The following is a 15,779-nucleotide window of genomic DNA, read 5'->3' on the forward strand; positions in this document are numbered from 1 at the left end:
GAAGCAGTTGGGCCTGACCCATCTTTTTAAACAGTAGAGAGGGAAGGAACATTTTTTTTGAAAATTCAAAGCATAAAGGCCCGCTTCCGGATGTCCCACTGGCCTTTATCCCGAAACTTTCCTGAAAAAAGTACGTATGCAACCTACAACCACTTCCAACACGGCTGTACAACAGCCTGAATACACCTTTATCCAACGCGTATGCATTGCTGTAGGCATCACGCTTATCTTCGTTCTGGGCACGCTGTTGCTCGGATTTAGCTTTGATATTTTATTACTGATCATTGCTTCCTTGCTAGTAGCTCTGCCTTTGCGGGCGGCAGCACACTGGGTCAGCAAGAAGACAAAGTGGAAAGAGGGGATTTGTATGGTACTCGTTTCCTTGACAGTAATGGGAGCCATCGTCGGCATTTTCTGGATTCTATCCTCGGCCGTGGGTGATCAGGTGAGTACTTTGAAAGAAGATGCTCCTGAGGCCATTGCCAACTTTCAGAAGCAGGTTTCCCGGAGTAAACTGGGAGAGCAGATTCTATCCAGTATTCCGACGACCGATGAACTCATGCAGCGTCGGGAAAAATGGATGTCGCAGGCTTCAGGCGTTCTTTCGTCCACCTTCGGTACCATTGCCGACCTGTACGTCATCATTTTCCTGGGCATTTTCATTGCGGTACAACCCCGGCTCTATCATAAGGGCATTGTCTTGATGATTCCACAGAAGTCCCGGAAGCGAGCCAGTGAAGTACTCAATAAAGTAGCCGATACGCTGGTTCACTGGCTAATGGGGCAGTTAATCTCGATGACCTTTGTGGGAATTTTAACCTTTCTGGGTTTATGGATTATGGGCGTGCCGCTAGCGGGGGCCCTGGGTCTGTTTGCGGCCATAACGGCCTTTATTCCGAACATCGGTCCGATTATGGCGTTGGTACCGGCCGTATTGTTCGCGTTAATGAATAGTCCGGAACAGGCCTTCTACGTGGTACTGCTCTACGTAGGCATTCAGGCGATCGAAAGTAGTTTGCTGACACCACTGGTACAAAAAAAGATGATAAACATTCCGCCCGCTCTGGTACTGATCGCTCAGTTAATCGTGGGTGTTTTCTCAGGTATTCTGGGCATGATCCTGGCTACACCGATTATGGCCGTAGTATTGGTACTGGTGAAGATGCTGTATATTCAGGATACGCTGAAGGATGATTCCGTGGAGGTATGATTTCGGCGTCGAATTGCGTTACTTTGAGGCCGTCAATCTACCACCGTGTCTCATCTATCTTCCTTAGCAATCGTCATTCCCGCCTACAAAGCGTTGTACCTGGCTGAAACGCTGGCGAGTATCGCGGCTCAGACCAACCAGAAATTTACCCTGTACGTAGGCGATGATGGCAGTCCGCACGACCTGAAATCTATTTGTGATACCTACGCGACTCAACTGAACCTGGTGTATCATCGTTTCCCTGAAAATCTGGGAGCGAAAAAGTTGGTGCAGCACTGGAAACGCTGTGTAGAGTTGGTACAGGATGAAGAATGGATCTGGCTTTTCGCGGATGATGATCTGATGGAGAAGGACTGCGTAGACGTGTTCTACCAAAGTTTACTACAAACGCAGGAACAATACGACATTTACCGTTTCAATTCCCGGGTAATTAATGACCAGAATCAGATCATTCGGGAACATGAAAACAGCCCGGTTGTCGAAAACGCCATGCAGCTGGCCTGGCACATTTTGCGGGACGAACGGGGCAACGTCATGCCCGATCAAATCGTGCGGCGTGCTACGTACAAAGCTTTGGGTGGTTACGTTGATTTTCCTTACGCCCAGGCTTCGGACTGGGCAACGGCCATTCATTTCGCTCATCCGAAAGGATTGTACAGTATACCCGGACCGAAAATCCGCTGGCGGTACAGCGGTTCCAGTATTTCTTCCACGGCCCATCATCAGGCAAAAGAAATCATTTTTGGACACCTGGATTTTATCGAATGGATTACCCGGTACTTCAACGAAGCGGACGCCAATTGCTACGGCCTTTCCCGCGAGCAGATCACGGAAGAAGCCTGGCGAAATCTCAAACGCGTCATGCGGGATCACTATCGGGGCATTCCGTATAGCTATGTACTGCCCGTCGCCCGACGGCTGCAACGAACCTTTCACTGGGGCATACTAGTGTGCCTCGTCCGGGCGTTTCGAATGACTCGAACGAAGTAAATCAACAGGTTCATGACCACCTTCTTCCCTACAATCACCATCGTTACTCCTTCGTATAACCAGGGAGCATTCATTGAAGAAACCATCGTTTCCGTACTCGACCAGCAGTATCCTAAGCTGGAATACCTGATTATCGACGGCGGTAGTACGGATGAAAGCGTGGAGATTATCCGTCGCTACAGTAAATACCTGGCATTTTGGGAAAGCACGCCCGATCGTGGACAAAGTCACGCCATCAACAAAGGCTTTGCCCGCAGTACGGGAGCAATTCTGGGCTGGCTCAACAGCGACGATCTATACATGCCGGGTACCCTGGCTCAGATCCATACCATTTTGCAGGAAGCGGACCTGGTATTCGGCAATTGCTGGCATCTTCAGGAAAAGCAAAGCGAGACGGAATCGTTGCGGAGTGACGTGGCTGAAAAAATGCAGCGGGTATCGCTGGCCAATGAAGATTACATCATTCAACCCTCGGCCTTCTGGACGCGATCGGCCTGGGAGCAAGCGGGCCCCTTGCGGGAAGATTTACACTTTGCCTTTGACTGGGAATGGTTTCTGCGGGCCGAGCAGCAAAGACTGAGGTTTCAACACGTAGACGATTGTTTGTCCGTCTACCGGCTGCATGAGTCGCACAAAACGGGTACGGGCGGTTCGGCCCGGCAGGAGGAAATTCTTCACATCTACGAACAGTACGCTCCGCGGCTGGCGTTGCTGTACGGCATGCTTCGGGAGGAAGACCTGGCCTTGCGGGATTTCATGACGCATTGGAAAGCAAAAGTGCATACCCTGTTGCACGGAACGTCGAGTCGGGCGGCCTTACTGAAAACCCTGCATCCTGAAAAATACGGAGCCTATGCGGAAGCCGAAGTAGAAGGCTGCTGGTGTATGCTGTAACAACAAAAAAGCCTCGCTGAAAAGCGAGGCTTTAAAAGGGTGGGTGATGAGGGATTCGAACCCCCGACCCTCTGCTTGTAAGGCAGATGCTCTGAACCAGCTGAGCTAATCACCCTTTTTTTATTTCTATTTCCCTGTCGTTTGGGGCTGCAAACATACGGAATGAAAACGGCCTTACGCAACTATCTGCCCAAAAAAAGTTTAAAAAAATGTATACTTCTCTGAAAATCAGAAGCAAAAATTTTACTCTACAATCGTGTATTTGGCTTTGGCCTGGGCCAGACTCATCGCGTTGAAGTGCCACCACTCGCTGGTGATCCCCATGAAACCGCCAGCGGTCATGGCTTGTCGTAGAATCTCCCGGTTCGCCACGTGCGTTTTGGTAATCTTACCCTGCTGGAGCATTTCGGCTTCTTTGCGGGGATAGGCTTCACTGCCGAAGAAATCGAATGGCGTACCCATGTCGAGAGCCTTCCCATCGGCGGTAGCTACCGTCAGATCCACCGCACAGCCGTAGTTGTGAATGGAGCCACGCGTCGGATGAGCGACGTAATTGGTGCGATACTTGGGAGCATACTGCGGCAGGGCTTCCCAGAGTTTCCATTGCACCTTCCGGGAACGAACCCCGTCGTAGACCAGCAAGCGTAGTTCGGGATGATGCTTCTTCAGATACTCGTGGGCTTTTTTGAGTTTTTCGGCGGTTTCCTTCTGGAGAAAACATCGCGTAATGCAGCCGTACACGTCTTTGTGAACGAAATTATCGGTCGTTGAATACTTCAGATCCACTAACAAACTGGGATCGACCTGCTTCACATCCACCAGACCCGCTTTTTCGAGACTTATTTCATCGTCACAGGCAGCCGGGCGATCTGTATACGACGCACAGAAAAGCAGGGTCAGCGAAAGGGCAAAAGACTTTAGTACAATCATACAATCCGGTTGGGAATACACGTGAAGGTATACCCAATTGCCGACCTTTTTGTTTTTCTTTTTCCGGGAAGGTACCATTTTTAGCCATTTTGAGCGAAATTCAGGGCTCAACTGTTTCTGCATTACTTCCCTCATGGCTCTTAATTACCTCTGGATTGGCTTTTTCCTGGTGGCGTTTGTGGTGGCCCTCTTCAAGTTAATCTTCTTCGGCGATACTGAAATTTTTAAGCTGCTGGTCGATGGCATGTTCGAGTCGGCGGAAGTGGCCGTCATGAAAATTGCCTTACCGCTGGCGGGTGTCATGACCTTTTTTCTGGGGATACTGAAAGTGGGTGAAGAGGCGGGTGTCATTGGCTTTCTGGCCCGACGGATTGGGCCGTTTTTCAATAAGCTCTTTCCCGAAGTACCTAGAGATCACCCGGCTCACGGGCAAATGATCATGAACTTTTCGGCCAATATGCTCGGGCTGGATAATGCGGCGACGCCCTTTGGACTGAAAGCCATGCAGAGTTTGCAGGAACTGAATCCGAATAAAGAGGTGGCGACCAATGCTCAGATCATGTTCATGACCCTGCACTCGGCGGGTCCGGTGCTGATCCCCCTGAGCGTAATGGCCCAGCGGGCCGTGTACGGAGCCGCCGATGCCTCGGACATTTTCATTCCCTGTCTCATTGCCACCTACGTCGCTACGCTGGTGGGATTACTGTTTGTGGCGTTCCGTCAGAAAATCAATCTGCTGGATCGTACCATTCTGACCTGGCTGGGCGGCCTGACGCTGGCAATTGTGGCTTTGCTGGCGTACCTGACCACCTTATCGAAAGAGGGCATTGAAACGTTCTCCAAAGTATTCAGTAACGTGGTGCTGTTTGGCTTTGTCCTGTCTTTTCTGGGAATCGCTTTTCGTAAAAAAGTAGACGTATTTTCCAGCTTCATCGAAGGAGCCAAAGGGGGCTTTGAAACCTCCGTACGTATCATTCCATACCTGGTGGGCATGCTGGTGGCCATTGGTGTCCTGCGAAATTCCGGAGCCTTGGGGTACGTAGTGGATGGTTTTCGCTGGGGGTTCAGCTTCCTGCCGATCCGCACGGAATGGGTGGATGCCCTGCCCACGGCTCTGATGCACCCCTTAAGCGGGAGCGGTTCGCGGGCGATGATGATTGATACGATGAAAACCTTTGGAGCGGATTCGTTCGTCGGGCGACTGGCCTGTATTTTCCAGGGTTCGGCCGATACCATTCTGTACGTGATTGCCCTGTATTTCGGCTCGGTAAATGTGAAGAATACCCGCTATACGCTCTGGGCCGGACTGGTAGCCGATCTGGCCGGAATTGTAGCGGCGATTGCGGTGGGATATTTGTTCTTTGGCTAGAAAAAAGCTTCCCGAAGGTACGCCTTCGGGAAGCAGATACGATCTCAATCTTCGTCGAGACGTTCAAGAATGTCCATCATTTCGCCAAATTCCTTGTAACCGGGGCGGGTTTCTTCGCCGCCGAAAAGGGCAATACCTGTGATGGGAATCTGATCGAGTACTTCGAGTACGTTCATTTCATTTAACCCAAAACCCAGCAGGGTGGGGTACTTGAACGCAAACTGATCGAGATAGCCCAGCGTAGGAGTATCGAGGTGAATAAAAGGATCGGAATGTTCAATCAGGTAATAATCGGCTCCGTCGAGTTCGGTTGGTAAGCCTTCCGCCAGATCGAGTTTCAGAATAATGGGAAGTCCCAGCGTTTTCGCTTCGGCTACCAGTTCGGGATGACTGATTTGTAAAACATCCGGCTTATACGCCTCTACCAGCGACTGAATCGTAGTCAAATCGGTAGCCTCGGTTTCACCCACAATGGATACACCCGCCAGCCAGCCTCTGATTTCGCTGAATTTTTCCAGTGCAATGGTATCCATGGAAAACCCCAGCCATTCGACGTACATCCCCGCACAATAGCGGGCATCGGATAAGTTAGTGATATTGGAAATTTTAACGAGCGTACGTAAGGCCATAAGTGCAATGAGTAGACGTATCGTCTTATTTTTTGACAAAACTAGCTGTTTTCAGCTAAAGCCGGGTACGAAAACCAACAGCCAGCGGAGTGGCTGGCTGTAAACGGTACCTTACTCAAAGGAAAGCAGATTAAAGCTTATCTCCTTCGAAAGTCTGACCCTGTACCGACATCTGGTACTTGATTACTTTTTTATCCGCATCCCGGACAAAAACAATGGTGGCTTCGTAACCAGGCACGGTAAAGGTGTCGGCTACATTCGGTGAAGCGAGCAATTCTCCCTTACCCTGACCAATGGCTTCGGCCATCAGTTTTCCGTCTTCGATGGTAACAATGAACGATTCAAATACTCCCTCAACGCCCTTGTATTTCCCCGCGTATTCTTTCCATTGCGTACTGTCGGCTTGAATAAGAGTCTGAATTTGAGCAACTTGGGGAATAGATCTGGCTTCTGCCGAATACGCAAGTGCTAGAGCAAGAAATAAAGCTTTCATCGGAATAGTGGTTTTGTTTTACCAAATCTATTCAACAAAAAGAAACCCGCAAAACTGCGGGTCATGAAGACTAAAACGTCGACGAACTGAACTACTAATGCTGAATTTTCGGGTGCGGAATGATTCGCCAGCCGGGCGTATTTTCGGCGTGTCGGGCTACGATTTCCGCAGCCACATCTTCCAGAATTTCAGCATTTGAAGTAAAATACAGGCTTTTGTGCCGTTGTTCATCAAAGCTGATTTCAAAATATTCGTTGTGAAAAGCTTCTTCTTTCGGGTCTACCAGTTTGTAATCCATTCGTGTAATCGTTTGGTTGATGGACAACTACCCGTACTAAATTCATGCCAGTTTAACCTTCCAGCGTCACCCGGGAACGCTCGCATACGCCGCCTACGGGCGGATTGTACTTGGAAACCGAAACCGCAATTTTCTCCACATGCGGGTACTTTTCACGGATGCCCTGAATGATCTGATAAGCAATATGTTCGAGCAACTTATGCGAATGCCGCATGATAACGGATACGATTTCGTAGACCTTGGCGTAGTTAACGGTCTCACTCAGTTTGTCGTGAATGGCCGCCTGCTGAAAGTCAACGGTAATGATCACATCGATGGAGTACCGATTTCCAATTTTTTGTTCTTCTTCGTAAAAACCGTGGTAGGAAAAGAATTCCAGACCTTCTAAGGCAATTGTTCCCATGAAAAAAAGGGGAGCGTTTCCGCTCCCGTGCATTGTTAGATTTTATCGAAGAACGAACCTTCTTCCTTGTGTTCCGCCTGAACGGGTTCCTGAGGAACTTCTGCCGGCGTTGGTTCCGGAGCGGCTGTCACCTCGGCAACCGTAGGTAGTATTTCTTCCTGAATCTCTACCGGTGGCAATTCGGCCAGGGGTTGCGTAGCCGGAATACTCGCGAGTACGTTGTTCAGTTCGGCGGCTTTTTCTTCAAACGGAATCTGGTGCGAGCGTTCTTCAAATCGCTGGGCCCGTTCGAGTGTTTCTCCGGCGTATTCTTTAATCTGCGAAAGCAGCGTTTGTTTGTATTTATCGATGGCCTTGATGTCGCGTTCAAGTCCCTTTAGCTCATTAACAGCCTCTTCGATGATATACCGGGCTTTGTTTTCGGCATTCATCAAAAGCATATTGGCCTCTTTACGAGCGTTGCTGAGGGCTTCTTCGGCCTGCTGATGGGCTTCTACCACTTTTTTCTGTGACTCTTCCTGAGCTTTTACCGCCATTTCCTGACTGGTCGTCTGAGCCGTCTGAAGGGTCTTGTACAGGGTGTTTTCAAGGGCCTTCAGTTTGCTGAAATCACTTTCGGTACGTTCGATACGTTCGTGTAACAGGCGATTTTCGTCCATCAGACGTTCCCATTCCTGCGAAAGCGTGGACAAAAACGCGTCTACTGCATCTTTGTCATAACCCCGGAACACGCGTTCGAACGATTGTTTGCGAATATCAAGTGGTGTAATTTTCATGTTGGTATCGGGGAGAAACCCTACGGGAAAAGAGCTTCCGGGTCGGGTTTGTGAAGGTTTCTACATTCAAATTTATCCAATCCCATCACATTTCGGCCTGAAATAGGATCTTATTTCCAAAAAACAGCTTTTAAGGCTGTTCGGTTACTTTCCAAACCGAAAGCAGTCGATCATCCGAAGCCGAAATGAGGCCGGCTTCGACGGGCAGCCACAAAGCTCGGTTGATGGAAGTACGGTGACCGGCAAAGCGGGCCCAATCCAGTACTTTCAGCAGACGAAGGCTGGCCGCATCCCAGATTTTTAGCGTTTTATCCATACTGGCGGTAATGATTTTCTGATGATTGGGACTGTACGTCAGGTGATTAATAGCGAACAAATGAGCCACCACATCCTGATGTAACCGGTAGGGGTCCGCAACCGCCCAGGTTTTCAAGTGTGCATCGCGACCACCCGAATGGAGCCAGCGACCGTCGGGAGAATAACGAACTGTAAAGACGGATTGCGTGTGAGCGGCGATGATAAATTTCAGCGATAGCGTGTTCAAATCAAAAATTTTGATGGTATTATCGCTATAACCTACGGCAAATTCCTGACTAAACGGATTGACGTCGATGCTTCGGGCGGAGGCATTACTAGCCTTCAGATGCTTGCGTACCTGAAAAAGCTCCCGGTCCAGGATCGTCACTGTACCATCGCCATGAGCCACCAGAGCCAGGTTTTCGAACAGGCAAATATCGAAAATGGGCGAGGCCGTCAGTTGAATCGAATCCTGCTCTATTTTACTCTGCGGATCAATCCGGTGAATGCCATTAAAATTTTGTCCTACCCACAGCAAACCTGTTTGGTCATCCATCTTCAAGGCGTATACCGAGGCAGGGATGCGGGCGACCAGTTCGCCCAGATCGGGTCGGCCAGATCCCAGCGAATGACCAGACCATCACTACCGGAGGAAAAGAACTGGCCCGGTTCCGGTGCGGCCTCCAGGGCGTAAATCGCATCCCGGTGACCCGCAAACGTATCTATTTTTTCAATGTGTAATCGCATAGCTCGTTAGGTACTCCGCACCCCAAAGGGTAAACCTCGAAACGAACGGTTGTGTACCAAGTCCTTGAGGATTTCCTATTTTTGCCCTAAAATTAAGCATAATCGAATGCCATTGGTTTGGATACGGCCTTTTGAGGGGCGGGGGAGGATTGCTCTCTGGGAAATTACGGAAGACTTGGAGGATCTGCAAAGAGCTTTCCGGGGAAGTCCGGCAGATGTAGCAGCGTACGCGACGATTCATCATCCGCAAAAACAAAGGGAGTTTCTGGCCAGCCGGATTCTGATCCAAACGTTGATTGAATCGGTGGGTGAAACGTACCACGGAATTCGGAAGGATTCATACGATAAACCCTTTTTGGAGAATACAGATAGTCATTTTTCCCTTTCGCACTCCTTGCGATTTGCCGCAGTTGTGTGGCATCCAGCGGCTCGGGTGGGGCTGGATATTGAACCAGTCAGCGAGAAATTATCCGTAGTTGCCCGCAAATTTTTGAGTGAAAACGAATGGAATCACGCGGACCATCGGCTAGAACGGCTGGCCGTATACTGGACCGCGAAAGAAGCGTTGTACAAACTTTACGGCGAGAAAAAACTGAGTTTAAAGGGAATATCCCCATCGAGCCCTTCGCCGACGAAGCCGAACGTATTTACGGCTGGATTCGTACGCCTGAGCAAAGCATTCGATACGCGTTGTCGGTGATACGCGTTGAAGATTGTATGCTGACGGTGGCGGCGGAAGGGGAGGAGAGTTTAGGAGTTTTGAGCGGCGGCCGCAGCCGTTTTGAGTTTTGAGTTTTGAGTTTTGAGTTTTCCGTTTTCCGTTTTCCGTTTAGGTAGGATAAACCTGGTAAAGGTAGCGGGAGGGGTTGTCCGTAGTATGTACTACGGACTTTTTAAATGGGTAGGCTGTGCCTACCGGGCGGGAGGTTCCCCGCATTTCATACGGGGCTATGGATGTTGAACCCCTTCAGGGTTAGGGGGTCGGCATACAAGCTTGACTAAACTAGGGGAGACGGGGCCGTTTAACCCCGGAGGGGTTCAATGGTCATAGCCATGGGTATAACCCATGGACGTTTTATTCCCCGCATTGCATACGGGGCTAATCACATTGAACCCCTTCGGGGTTGGCGGGCCTGGACTAAAGAAGCGGTTTTGGGAAAAGCATACGTAGCTAATCATGTTAAAGGCCTTCGGGATTGGTCATCACCAATCCCGAAGGCCTTTATTTACAGATCATAGCCAAGGTACCTTAGTTATCAAACGAAGGCGAATCGGATTCCAAAAGCATTTTAAGGAGTGTATTGATTTCCTGAGCCCGATCATCGTCACCCGTCTTCTCAAAGGCTAGGGTTAGATTGCGTAGTACTCGCTTGACAATATCCGTGTTACTACAGGCCTCGTAAAAAATGGGATTGGGGGCCAGGTTCAGCTGGGCAATGTAGTTGTCGATGTCTTTCTTCTGAAACACCAACCCTTTATTGAATACGTTGATGTAAAACTGCGTATCGTCATTCACCTTGTAGGTGAGCACAAACAGGTTAGGGAGATTGACTCCGTACAAGGGCATGCCTAATCGACGACCTACCAGCATATACAGCACACACAAGCTGATGGGGTTTCCCTTGTGCGTTTCCAGGACCACATTCAGCATGGAATTAGCCGCCGAGTGAAAGTTTTTCGTATTCGCCCCAAATTTCAGCTTTTTGAAAAAAACGTAATTCAACGTATCAATCTGCGACGCGGGATGCATACCGTGCCGAAATTCCAGCCAGGCATCGTAATAAATCTGGTCAATTTCCTGCTGAAGTTTTTCCAGGGAAAGATCCGGGTACTGATACGTCGCTACCAGCCAGAGGCCTTCCAGCAAATCGGTGCCGCCACTGTTTTTCCAGGCTCGCAGGCGTTCGGTGAGCGTACGAAACTGTAAGTCGTGAATCAGATCCTCGATGCGTTTCTGGACGAGCGGATTGAAACCGGAATTTTCCCAGTGATCTTCCAGAAAGGGAATAATGGTATCCCCTAACGAGCGAATTTTTTGCTCAATCAGCGAGGAAACCTCCCGATCATCGTCTTCAAGCAGGGAGACTAAGGCTTTTAGTTCACGGCTATCCATACAGAAAAAGTTGATTTTAGCTTTAACCTACACTAATTTTAGAAAACTACCAAATAGGTAAACCATGAATTAAAGGGAAGCATTCCGTCTAAAGCCGGGAGAATGGTGCGAAAGAATAAAAAAATAGAAGGATGCCGGGAACTATTCATAAAAAAGACAACAGACCGTATAAAAATGATCCCCGGAACCAGTACCTTCGGCCCGCGTATTTTTTCTATTTTTGGGGCTTAATTGAAAGATTTCTAACCCTTACTTCATGAATATCCTAGTCACCGGCGGAGCCGGATTCATCGGTTCCCATACTGTTGTAGAACTTATCGGGGCCGGATTCGAACCTATTATTCTCGATGATTTTTCTAACTCACAGGAACAAGTACTGAATCGGCTCGAATCGATTCTGGGAAGAAAAGTGAAGTACTACAACGCTAATTGTAACGATGCGGCGTTGCTGACTAAGATTTTTAAGGAAGATAAGATTGAGGGAGTTATTCACTTTGCGGCTAGTAAGGCCGTTGGTGAATCCGTTGAAAAACCCCTGTTATACTATCGAAACAACATCTCGGCTCTGGTTACCTTGCTGGAAGCAATGATTGCCAATGGGGTGTCGAACTTTGTATTTTCCTCCTCCTGTACGGTATATGGTCAGCCCGAGGTAATTCCGGTAACGGAAGAAACGCCCGTATTACCCGCCGCTTCTCCGTACGGAAATACCAAGCAGGTGGGCGAAGAAATCATTCGCGATACGGTAGCTGCGAAACCGGGTCTGAAAGCCCTGGCTTTGCGGTACTTCAACCCCGTAGGTGCTCATGAATCGGCCCTGATTGGCGAATTGCCCATCGGCGTACCGGCCAACCTGGTGCCTTACGTAACGCAGACCGCTGCGGGCATTCGTCAAAAACTGATGGTATTTGGTAAGGATTACGATACGCCTGACGGGACCTGTATTCGTGACTTCATTCACGTAGTGGACCTGGCCAAAGCTCACGTGAAGGCCCTGGAATTGCTGGTGAACCAAGCAGAATCGAATTATTACGACTTTTTTAACATCGGTACGGGCACGGGTACGAGCGTTCAGGAGTTGATCGATACGTTTGAACGCGTAACCAGCGTGAAGCTCAATTACGAATTTGCTCCCCGCCGGGCCGGAGATATCATGGAGATTTACGCCGACGTAAGTAAATCGACCGAAAAACTGGGCTGGAAAGCCGAAAAAACACTGGATGAAGCGTTAGCAGACGCGTGGCGTTGGCAATTAACTTTAAAGTAATCGAATTCAATCTTCATCCTACATTGAAATCCCTATGAAGAAACTATTAATTACGGGCGGAGCGGGCTTCATCGGCTCACACGTGGTACGTCGGTTTGTAACCGAGTACAAGGACGTTTATCAGGTGTTTAACCTGGATGCGTTGACCTACGCCGGTAACCTGGCCAACCTCAAAGACCTGGAGTCGGCTGCCAATTATACCTTTGTCAAAGGTGACATTCGCGATGCTGAGTTTTTGGATCAGCTGTTCGCCGAACACGACTTTCACGGCGTCATTCACCTGGCGGCCGAAAGCCACGTAGACCGCTCGATTACCGATCCCATGGCTTTCGTATTGACGAACGTCATTGGTACGGTCAACCTGTTGAACGCGGCTAAGAAAGCTTGGAAAGACGACTATTCACGACACCTGTTCTACCACGTCTCCACTGACGAAGTGTACGGTGAATTGCATAATCCCGAAGAGTTCTTCCTAGAAACCACGCCTTATGATCCACGTTCGCCGTATTCGGCTTCCAAGGCTTCCTCGGATCACTTCGTTCGGGCTTACGGTAACACCTACGGTATTCCCTTCGTACTTACCAACTGCTCCAATAACTACGGTCCTAATCACTTCCCCGAGAAGCTGATTCCCCTGATGATTCACAACATCCTGCATAACAAACCGTTGCCCGTATACGGCAAAGGGGAAAACGTACGGGATTGGCTGTTTGTTAAAGATCACGCCCGGGCCATTGATGTGGTTTTCCACCAGGGCAAGCCCGGTGAAACCTACAACATCGGCGGCTTTAATGAGTGGAAAAACATTGATCTGGTGCACCTGCTGTGCGAGATCATGGATGACCAGCTGGGTCGCCCGGCGGGTACTTCCAGGGAACTCATTACCTACGTGACGGACCGGGCGGGCCATGACCTTCGTTATGCCATCGACGCCCATAAAATCATGCATGAACTGGGCTGGCAACCTTCGGTTACCTTCGAAGAAGGCCTGGCTCAGACGGTGGCGTGGTATCTCTCGAACACGGAGTGGCTGGAAGAAGTCACCTCAGGGAGCTACCAGAAGTACTACGACAGCATGTACGCTCAGCGATAACACGGAATCAATGATCGAATGCGTGAATAATCGCATGCGTGAATAATAAGTAAACACTACGGTGGTTTTCCTGTATTCACGCATGCGATTATTGATTCATTCGCCCATTACTGAATTCCCTCTTTCTATCATTCATTCACTCATTCCCTCATTCGAAGATGAAAGGAATTATTTTGGCAGGCGGCTCGGGAACGCGGTTGCATCCCCTGACGCTGGCTGTCTCCAAACAGCTGATGCCGGTTTACGACAAGCCGATGATCTATTATCCGCTGTCGATTCTGATGCTGGCGGGCATTCGCGAAATCCTGATTATTTCCACGCCGCACGATTTACCGCACTTTGAGAAGTTGCTGGGCGATGGGAGCCGATTGGGCTGTCAGTTTAGCTACGCCGTACAGCCGAGTCCGGATGGACTGGCTCAGGCCTTCATCATCGGTGAAGAGTTTATTGGCAATGATAAAGTAGCCCTGATTCTGGGAGATAACATTTTCTACGGTTCGGGCCTTTCCAAGCTTCTGCAAGCCAACAACGATCCCGAGGGTGGGGTGGTGTATGCCTATCAGGTGCACGATCCCGAGCGATACGGGGTGGTTGAATTCGACGACGATTTCAACGTACTGAGCATTGAAGAAAAGCCGGAGGTACCAAAGTCCAACTACGCCGTGCCAGGGCTGTACTTCTACGATAATGAAGTTGTGGCCATTGCCAAGGCCATTGAACCCAGTCCACGGGGCGAGCTGGAGATTACCGACATTAACCGGGTGTACCTGGAAAAAGGCCAGTTGAAAGTAGGCGTGCTGGACCGGGGTACGGCCTGGCTGGATACGGGCACCTTCCAGTCGCTGATGCAGGCGGGGCAATTTGTTGAAGTGATTGAAGAGCGGCAGGGCCTGAAAATCGGATGTATTGAAGAGGTGGCCTACCGCATGGGCTTCATCGACAAGCAGCAACTGGAGGCCGTGGCTAAACCGCTCGTCAAGAGTGGCTACGGGAAGTACCTCCTTAACTTGATTAAGTAATTCAGCTTTTCGTATTTTAGTAGCCCGCCTCATTTAGGCGGGCTTTTTCTATGCCCCAGCTTAGTCCCCGTATCGATTGGTTTGCAATCCTGATTTTGCTTGGCATCATTCAGGGGTGTTTCCTGACGTATTTCTTTCTTACGCACAGTAAAGGAAAACAGTTCCCCAACCGTTTTTTAGGCTTTTCTCTGGTTTGCATGACGCTGCTCATGAGCGACGTGTGGCTGGGCTATACCAATTACATGGTGCAGGTGTTATGGCTGGTGGATTCAACCGAACCGGCCAATCTGGCCTTATTTCCCTGCTTGTACCTATACTTTAGAGTCAGTCTACGGAAAAGCTGGAACGCTCGGAATATCTGGCATTTTCTGCCGGCAGTCCTGTATTTCCTGTACATGACCGTTCTGTACTACCCGCAACCACTAAGCCTGAAGTACGAAGCTTTTCTAGGAGCGTTCCATCCTGAAATTCCATCGCCACCTTTTGAGTCGTATGGCGAACGCTGGATGTTCTGGCCTAAATGGCACATCAATGAATTTACGGGAATCAGTATGCTGATTTACCTGGCACTTACCTGGAGAGAAGTATTGCTGGCCTTTCAACGCATCCAGGCCCGTTTCTGGGGAAGCCAGCCGACGGATTTGATCTGGTTCCGGAATTTACAGATTCACCTGACCTTTATCACGATTGTATACCTGATTACGCGTGCGACCTTTGAGAGCGACCTGGGCGATCACCTGGTGGTGGCTCACCTGGCGTTTATCATCTACGTGACGAGCTTCAGTATCATTCGCCAGTCTGGTTTTTTCCGGGTGGAACCCGCCACGCCAACCGGGCAGGTTCGGAAGTACGAGAAATCTTCTCTAACGCCCGAACTGGAAAATCGTACGCTGGAAAGACTACAGCACGTCTTACGCGAAGAGAAACCTCAGTTAGCATCGACCTGCTCCTTACCCGGACTGGCTCAGCGGCTAGGCGTATCGACGCATCATCTTTCCCAGGTACTCAACGACACGCTGGAACTTAGCTTTTTTGAACTGCTGGCCAAATACCGGATCGAAGAAGCCCGGCAATTACTGGCTGCTCCGGAAAATGCTCACCTGAAAATCGAGGAAATCGCCGAACGGGTAGGATACAACTCAAAGTCAGCCTTCAACGCCGCTTTTAAACGCGAAACCGGGCAAACTCCTTCCGTGTTTCGGAGTGCGTCCTTATCGGCGGGCACGTCGTCCTGATGCGTACGGTCGTCGA

18 protein-coding genes and 1 tRNA gene are annotated in these 15,779 nt (G+C 49.7%); 9 read left to right on the forward strand and 10 right to left on the reverse strand.

All coding sequences use genetic code 11. From position 1 onward, the window contains the following. Nucleotides 1-136: 136 nt before the first annotated feature. The 3 genes from BWI97_RS03510 to BWI97_RS03520 are packed head-to-tail and all read left to right on the forward strand — an operon-like array spanning nt 137 to nt 3,094. A complete protein-coding gene (locus BWI97_RS03510) occupies nt 137-1,210 on the forward strand; it encodes an AI-2E family transporter (RefSeq protein WP_102200056.1) in 1,074 nt (357 codons plus the stop codon). A 45-nt stretch (nt 1,211-1,255) separates the two neighbouring features. Next, nucleotides 1,256-2,200: a glycosyltransferase gene (locus BWI97_RS03515; RefSeq protein WP_102200057.1), complete on the forward strand. Its 945-nt coding sequence runs from the start codon at nt 1,256-1,258 to the stop codon at nt 2,198-2,200. 12 nt (nt 2,201-2,212) lie between these two features. Next, nucleotides 2,213-3,094 (forward strand): glycosyltransferase family 2 protein, encoded by an 882-nt coding sequence (locus BWI97_RS03520; protein WP_102200058.1) that lies wholly within the window; start codon nt 2,213-2,215, stop codon nt 3,092-3,094. A 40-nt stretch (nt 3,095-3,134) separates the two neighbouring features. Here the strand turns inward: BWI97_RS03520 and BWI97_RS03525 are convergent. Both BWI97_RS03525 and BWI97_RS03530 read right to left on the reverse strand, forming a co-directional pair. Then, nucleotides 3,135-3,209 (reverse strand) — tRNA-Val (locus BWI97_RS03525). Nucleotides 3,210-3,337: 128 nt separating this feature from the next. Continuing rightward, nucleotides 3,338-4,024 carry a M15 family metallopeptidase gene (locus tag BWI97_RS03530; protein ID WP_102200129.1) on the reverse strand — a complete coding sequence of 229 codons (687 nt, stop codon included), beginning with the start codon at nt 4,022-4,024 and terminating at the stop codon, nt 3,338-3,340. A 133-nt stretch (nt 4,025-4,157) separates the two neighbouring features. On the opposite strand from BWI97_RS03530, the gene BWI97_RS03535 reads away from it, so the two are divergent. Then, entirely contained in the window at nt 4,158-5,393 is a 1,236-nt protein-coding gene (locus BWI97_RS03535) for a nucleoside recognition domain-containing protein (protein WP_094816879.1), read from the forward strand. A 44-nt stretch (nt 5,394-5,437) separates the two neighbouring features. On the opposite strand, the gene BWI97_RS03540 is transcribed toward BWI97_RS03535, so the two are convergent. From BWI97_RS03540 to BWI97_RS29170, 7 genes are all read right to left on the reverse strand, one after another. Continuing rightward, nucleotides 5,438-6,022, reverse strand: a complete 585-nt coding sequence (locus tag BWI97_RS03540; RefSeq protein WP_102200059.1) for an N-(5'-phosphoribosyl)anthranilate isomerase — start codon at nt 6,020-6,022, stop codon at nt 5,438-5,440. Nucleotides 6,023-6,152: 130 nt separating this feature from the next. Next, nucleotides 6,153-6,515: a hypothetical protein gene (locus tag BWI97_RS03545; protein ID WP_102200060.1), complete on the reverse strand. Its 363-nt coding sequence runs from the start codon at nt 6,513-6,515 to the stop codon at nt 6,153-6,155. A 94-nt stretch (nt 6,516-6,609) separates the two neighbouring features. Beyond that, the gene (locus BWI97_RS03550; RefSeq protein WP_094816874.1) at nt 6,610-6,813 is read right to left on the reverse strand and encodes a hypothetical protein; all 204 of its coding nucleotides are present in this window, start codon (nt 6,811-6,813) and stop codon (nt 6,610-6,612) included. Nucleotides 6,814-6,865: 52 nt separating this feature from the next. Next, nucleotides 6,866-7,216: a dihydroneopterin aldolase gene (gene folB, locus BWI97_RS03555; protein WP_094816880.1), complete on the reverse strand. Its 351-nt coding sequence runs from the start codon at nt 7,214-7,216 to the stop codon at nt 6,866-6,868. A 35-nt stretch (nt 7,217-7,251) separates the two neighbouring features. Beyond that, nucleotides 7,252-7,992: a DivIVA domain-containing protein gene (locus tag BWI97_RS03560; protein WP_094816875.1), complete on the reverse strand. Its 741-nt coding sequence runs from the start codon at nt 7,990-7,992 to the stop codon at nt 7,252-7,254. A 130-nt stretch (nt 7,993-8,122) separates the two neighbouring features. After that, nucleotides 8,123-8,845 carry a WD40 repeat domain-containing protein gene (locus BWI97_RS03565; protein WP_369826531.1) on the reverse strand — a complete coding sequence of 241 codons (723 nt, stop codon included), beginning with the start codon at nt 8,843-8,845 and terminating at the stop codon, nt 8,123-8,125. Nucleotides 8,846-8,847: 2 nt separating this feature from the next. Continuing rightward, the gene (locus tag BWI97_RS29170; protein WP_369826532.1) at nt 8,848-9,036 is read right to left on the reverse strand and encodes a hypothetical protein; all 189 of its coding nucleotides are present in this window, start codon (nt 9,034-9,036) and stop codon (nt 8,848-8,850) included. Between the two features lie 106 nt (nt 9,037-9,142). On the opposite strand from BWI97_RS29170, the gene BWI97_RS03570 reads away from it, so the two are divergent. After that, nucleotides 9,143-9,736, forward strand: coding sequence for a 4'-phosphopantetheinyl transferase superfamily protein (locus BWI97_RS03570; RefSeq protein WP_102200061.1), 594 nt, complete (start codon nt 9,143-9,145; stop codon nt 9,734-9,736). 549 nt (nt 9,737-10,285) lie between these two features. On the opposite strand, the gene BWI97_RS03575 is transcribed toward BWI97_RS03570, so the two are convergent. Beyond that, a complete protein-coding gene (locus tag BWI97_RS03575; protein ID WP_094808227.1) occupies nt 10,286-11,149 on the reverse strand; it encodes a transglutaminase-like domain-containing protein in 864 nt (287 codons plus the stop codon). Nucleotides 11,150-11,405: 256 nt separating this feature from the next. Here BWI97_RS03575 and galE point away from each other — a divergent pair, with 256 nt between their 5' ends. The 4 genes from galE (at nt 11,406) to BWI97_RS03595 (ending at nt 15,763) form a co-directional block, all read left to right on the forward strand. After that, nucleotides 11,406-12,416 (forward strand): UDP-glucose 4-epimerase GalE, encoded by a 1,011-nt coding sequence (gene galE, locus BWI97_RS03580; protein WP_102200062.1) that lies wholly within the window; start codon nt 11,406-11,408, stop codon nt 12,414-12,416. 34 nt (nt 12,417-12,450) lie between these two features. After that, entirely contained in the window at nt 12,451-13,509 is a 1,059-nt protein-coding gene (gene rfbB / locus BWI97_RS03585) for a dTDP-glucose 4,6-dehydratase (RefSeq protein WP_094808225.1), read from the forward strand. Nucleotides 13,510-13,667: 158 nt separating this feature from the next. After that, complete coding sequence (rfbA, locus tag BWI97_RS03590) at nt 13,668-14,528, forward strand: glucose-1-phosphate thymidylyltransferase RfbA (protein ID WP_102200063.1); 861 nt, start codon at nt 13,668-13,670, stop codon at nt 14,526-14,528. A 50-nt stretch (nt 14,529-14,578) separates the two neighbouring features. Beyond that, the gene (locus BWI97_RS03595) at nt 14,579-15,763 is read left to right on the forward strand and encodes a helix-turn-helix domain-containing protein (RefSeq protein ID WP_233207745.1); all 1,185 of its coding nucleotides are present in this window, start codon (nt 14,579-14,581) and stop codon (nt 15,761-15,763) included. Nucleotides 15,764-15,779 lie beyond the last annotated feature (16 nt).

This window comes from Siphonobacter sp. BAB-5405, assembly GCF_002872335.1.
Lineage (GTDB): Bacteria > Bacteroidota > Bacteroidia > Cytophagales > Spirosomataceae > Siphonobacter.

Bases quoted from the DNA above. Each gene is read 5' to 3' on its own strand.
- BWI97_RS03530 (WP_102200129.1), bottom strand. From the start codon at position 4,024: ATGATTGTACTAAAGTCTTTTGCCCTTTCGCTGACCCTGCTTTTCTGT.
- BWI97_RS03540 (WP_102200059.1), bottom strand. From the start codon at position 6,022: ATGGCCTTACGTACGCTCGTTAAAATTTCCAATATCACTAACTTATCC.
- BWI97_RS03545 (WP_102200060.1), bottom strand. From the start codon at position 6,515: ATGAAAGCTTTATTTCTTGCTCTAGCACTTGCGTATTCGGCAGAAGCC.
- BWI97_RS03560 (WP_094816875.1), bottom strand. From the start codon at position 7,992: ATGAAAATTACACCACTTGATATTCGCAAACAATCGTTCGAACGCGTG.
- rfbB (WP_094808225.1), top strand. From the start codon at position 12,451: ATGAAGAAACTATTAATTACGGGCGGAGCGGGCTTCATCGGCTCACAC.
- galE (WP_102200062.1), top strand. From the start codon at position 11,406: ATGAATATCCTAGTCACCGGCGGAGCCGGATTCATCGGTTCCCATACT.
- BWI97_RS03520 (WP_102200058.1), top strand. From the start codon at position 2,213: ATGACCACCTTCTTCCCTACAATCACCATCGTTACTCCTTCGTATAAC.
- BWI97_RS03510 (WP_102200056.1), top strand. From the start codon at position 137: ATGCAACCTACAACCACTTCCAACACGGCTGTACAACAGCCTGAATAC.
- BWI97_RS03570 (WP_102200061.1), top strand. From the start codon at position 9,143: ATGCCATTGGTTTGGATACGGCCTTTTGAGGGGCGGGGGAGGATTGCT.
- BWI97_RS03535 (WP_094816879.1), top strand. From the start codon at position 4,158: ATGGCTCTTAATTACCTCTGGATTGGCTTTTTCCTGGTGGCGTTTGTG.
- rfbA (WP_102200063.1), top strand. From the start codon at position 13,668: ATGAAAGGAATTATTTTGGCAGGCGGCTCGGGAACGCGGTTGCATCCC.
- BWI97_RS03575 (WP_094808227.1), bottom strand. From the start codon at position 11,149: ATGGATAGCCGTGAACTAAAAGCCTTAGTCTCCCTGCTTGAAGACGAT.
- BWI97_RS03550 (WP_094816874.1), bottom strand. From the start codon at position 6,813: ATGGATTACAAACTGGTAGACCCGAAAGAAGAAGCTTTTCACAACGAA.
- folB (WP_094816880.1), bottom strand. From the start codon at position 7,216: ATGGGAACAATTGCCTTAGAAGGTCTGGAATTCTTTTCCTACCACGGT.
- BWI97_RS03565 (WP_369826531.1), bottom strand. From the start codon at position 8,845: ATGGATGACCAAACAGGTTTGCTGTGGGTAGGACAAAATTTTAATGGC.
- BWI97_RS03595 (WP_233207745.1), top strand. From the start codon at position 14,579: ATGCCCCAGCTTAGTCCCCGTATCGATTGGTTTGCAATCCTGATTTTG.
- BWI97_RS29170 (WP_369826532.1), bottom strand. From the start codon at position 9,036: ATGCGATTACACATTGAAAAAATAGATACGTTTGCGGGTCACCGGGAT.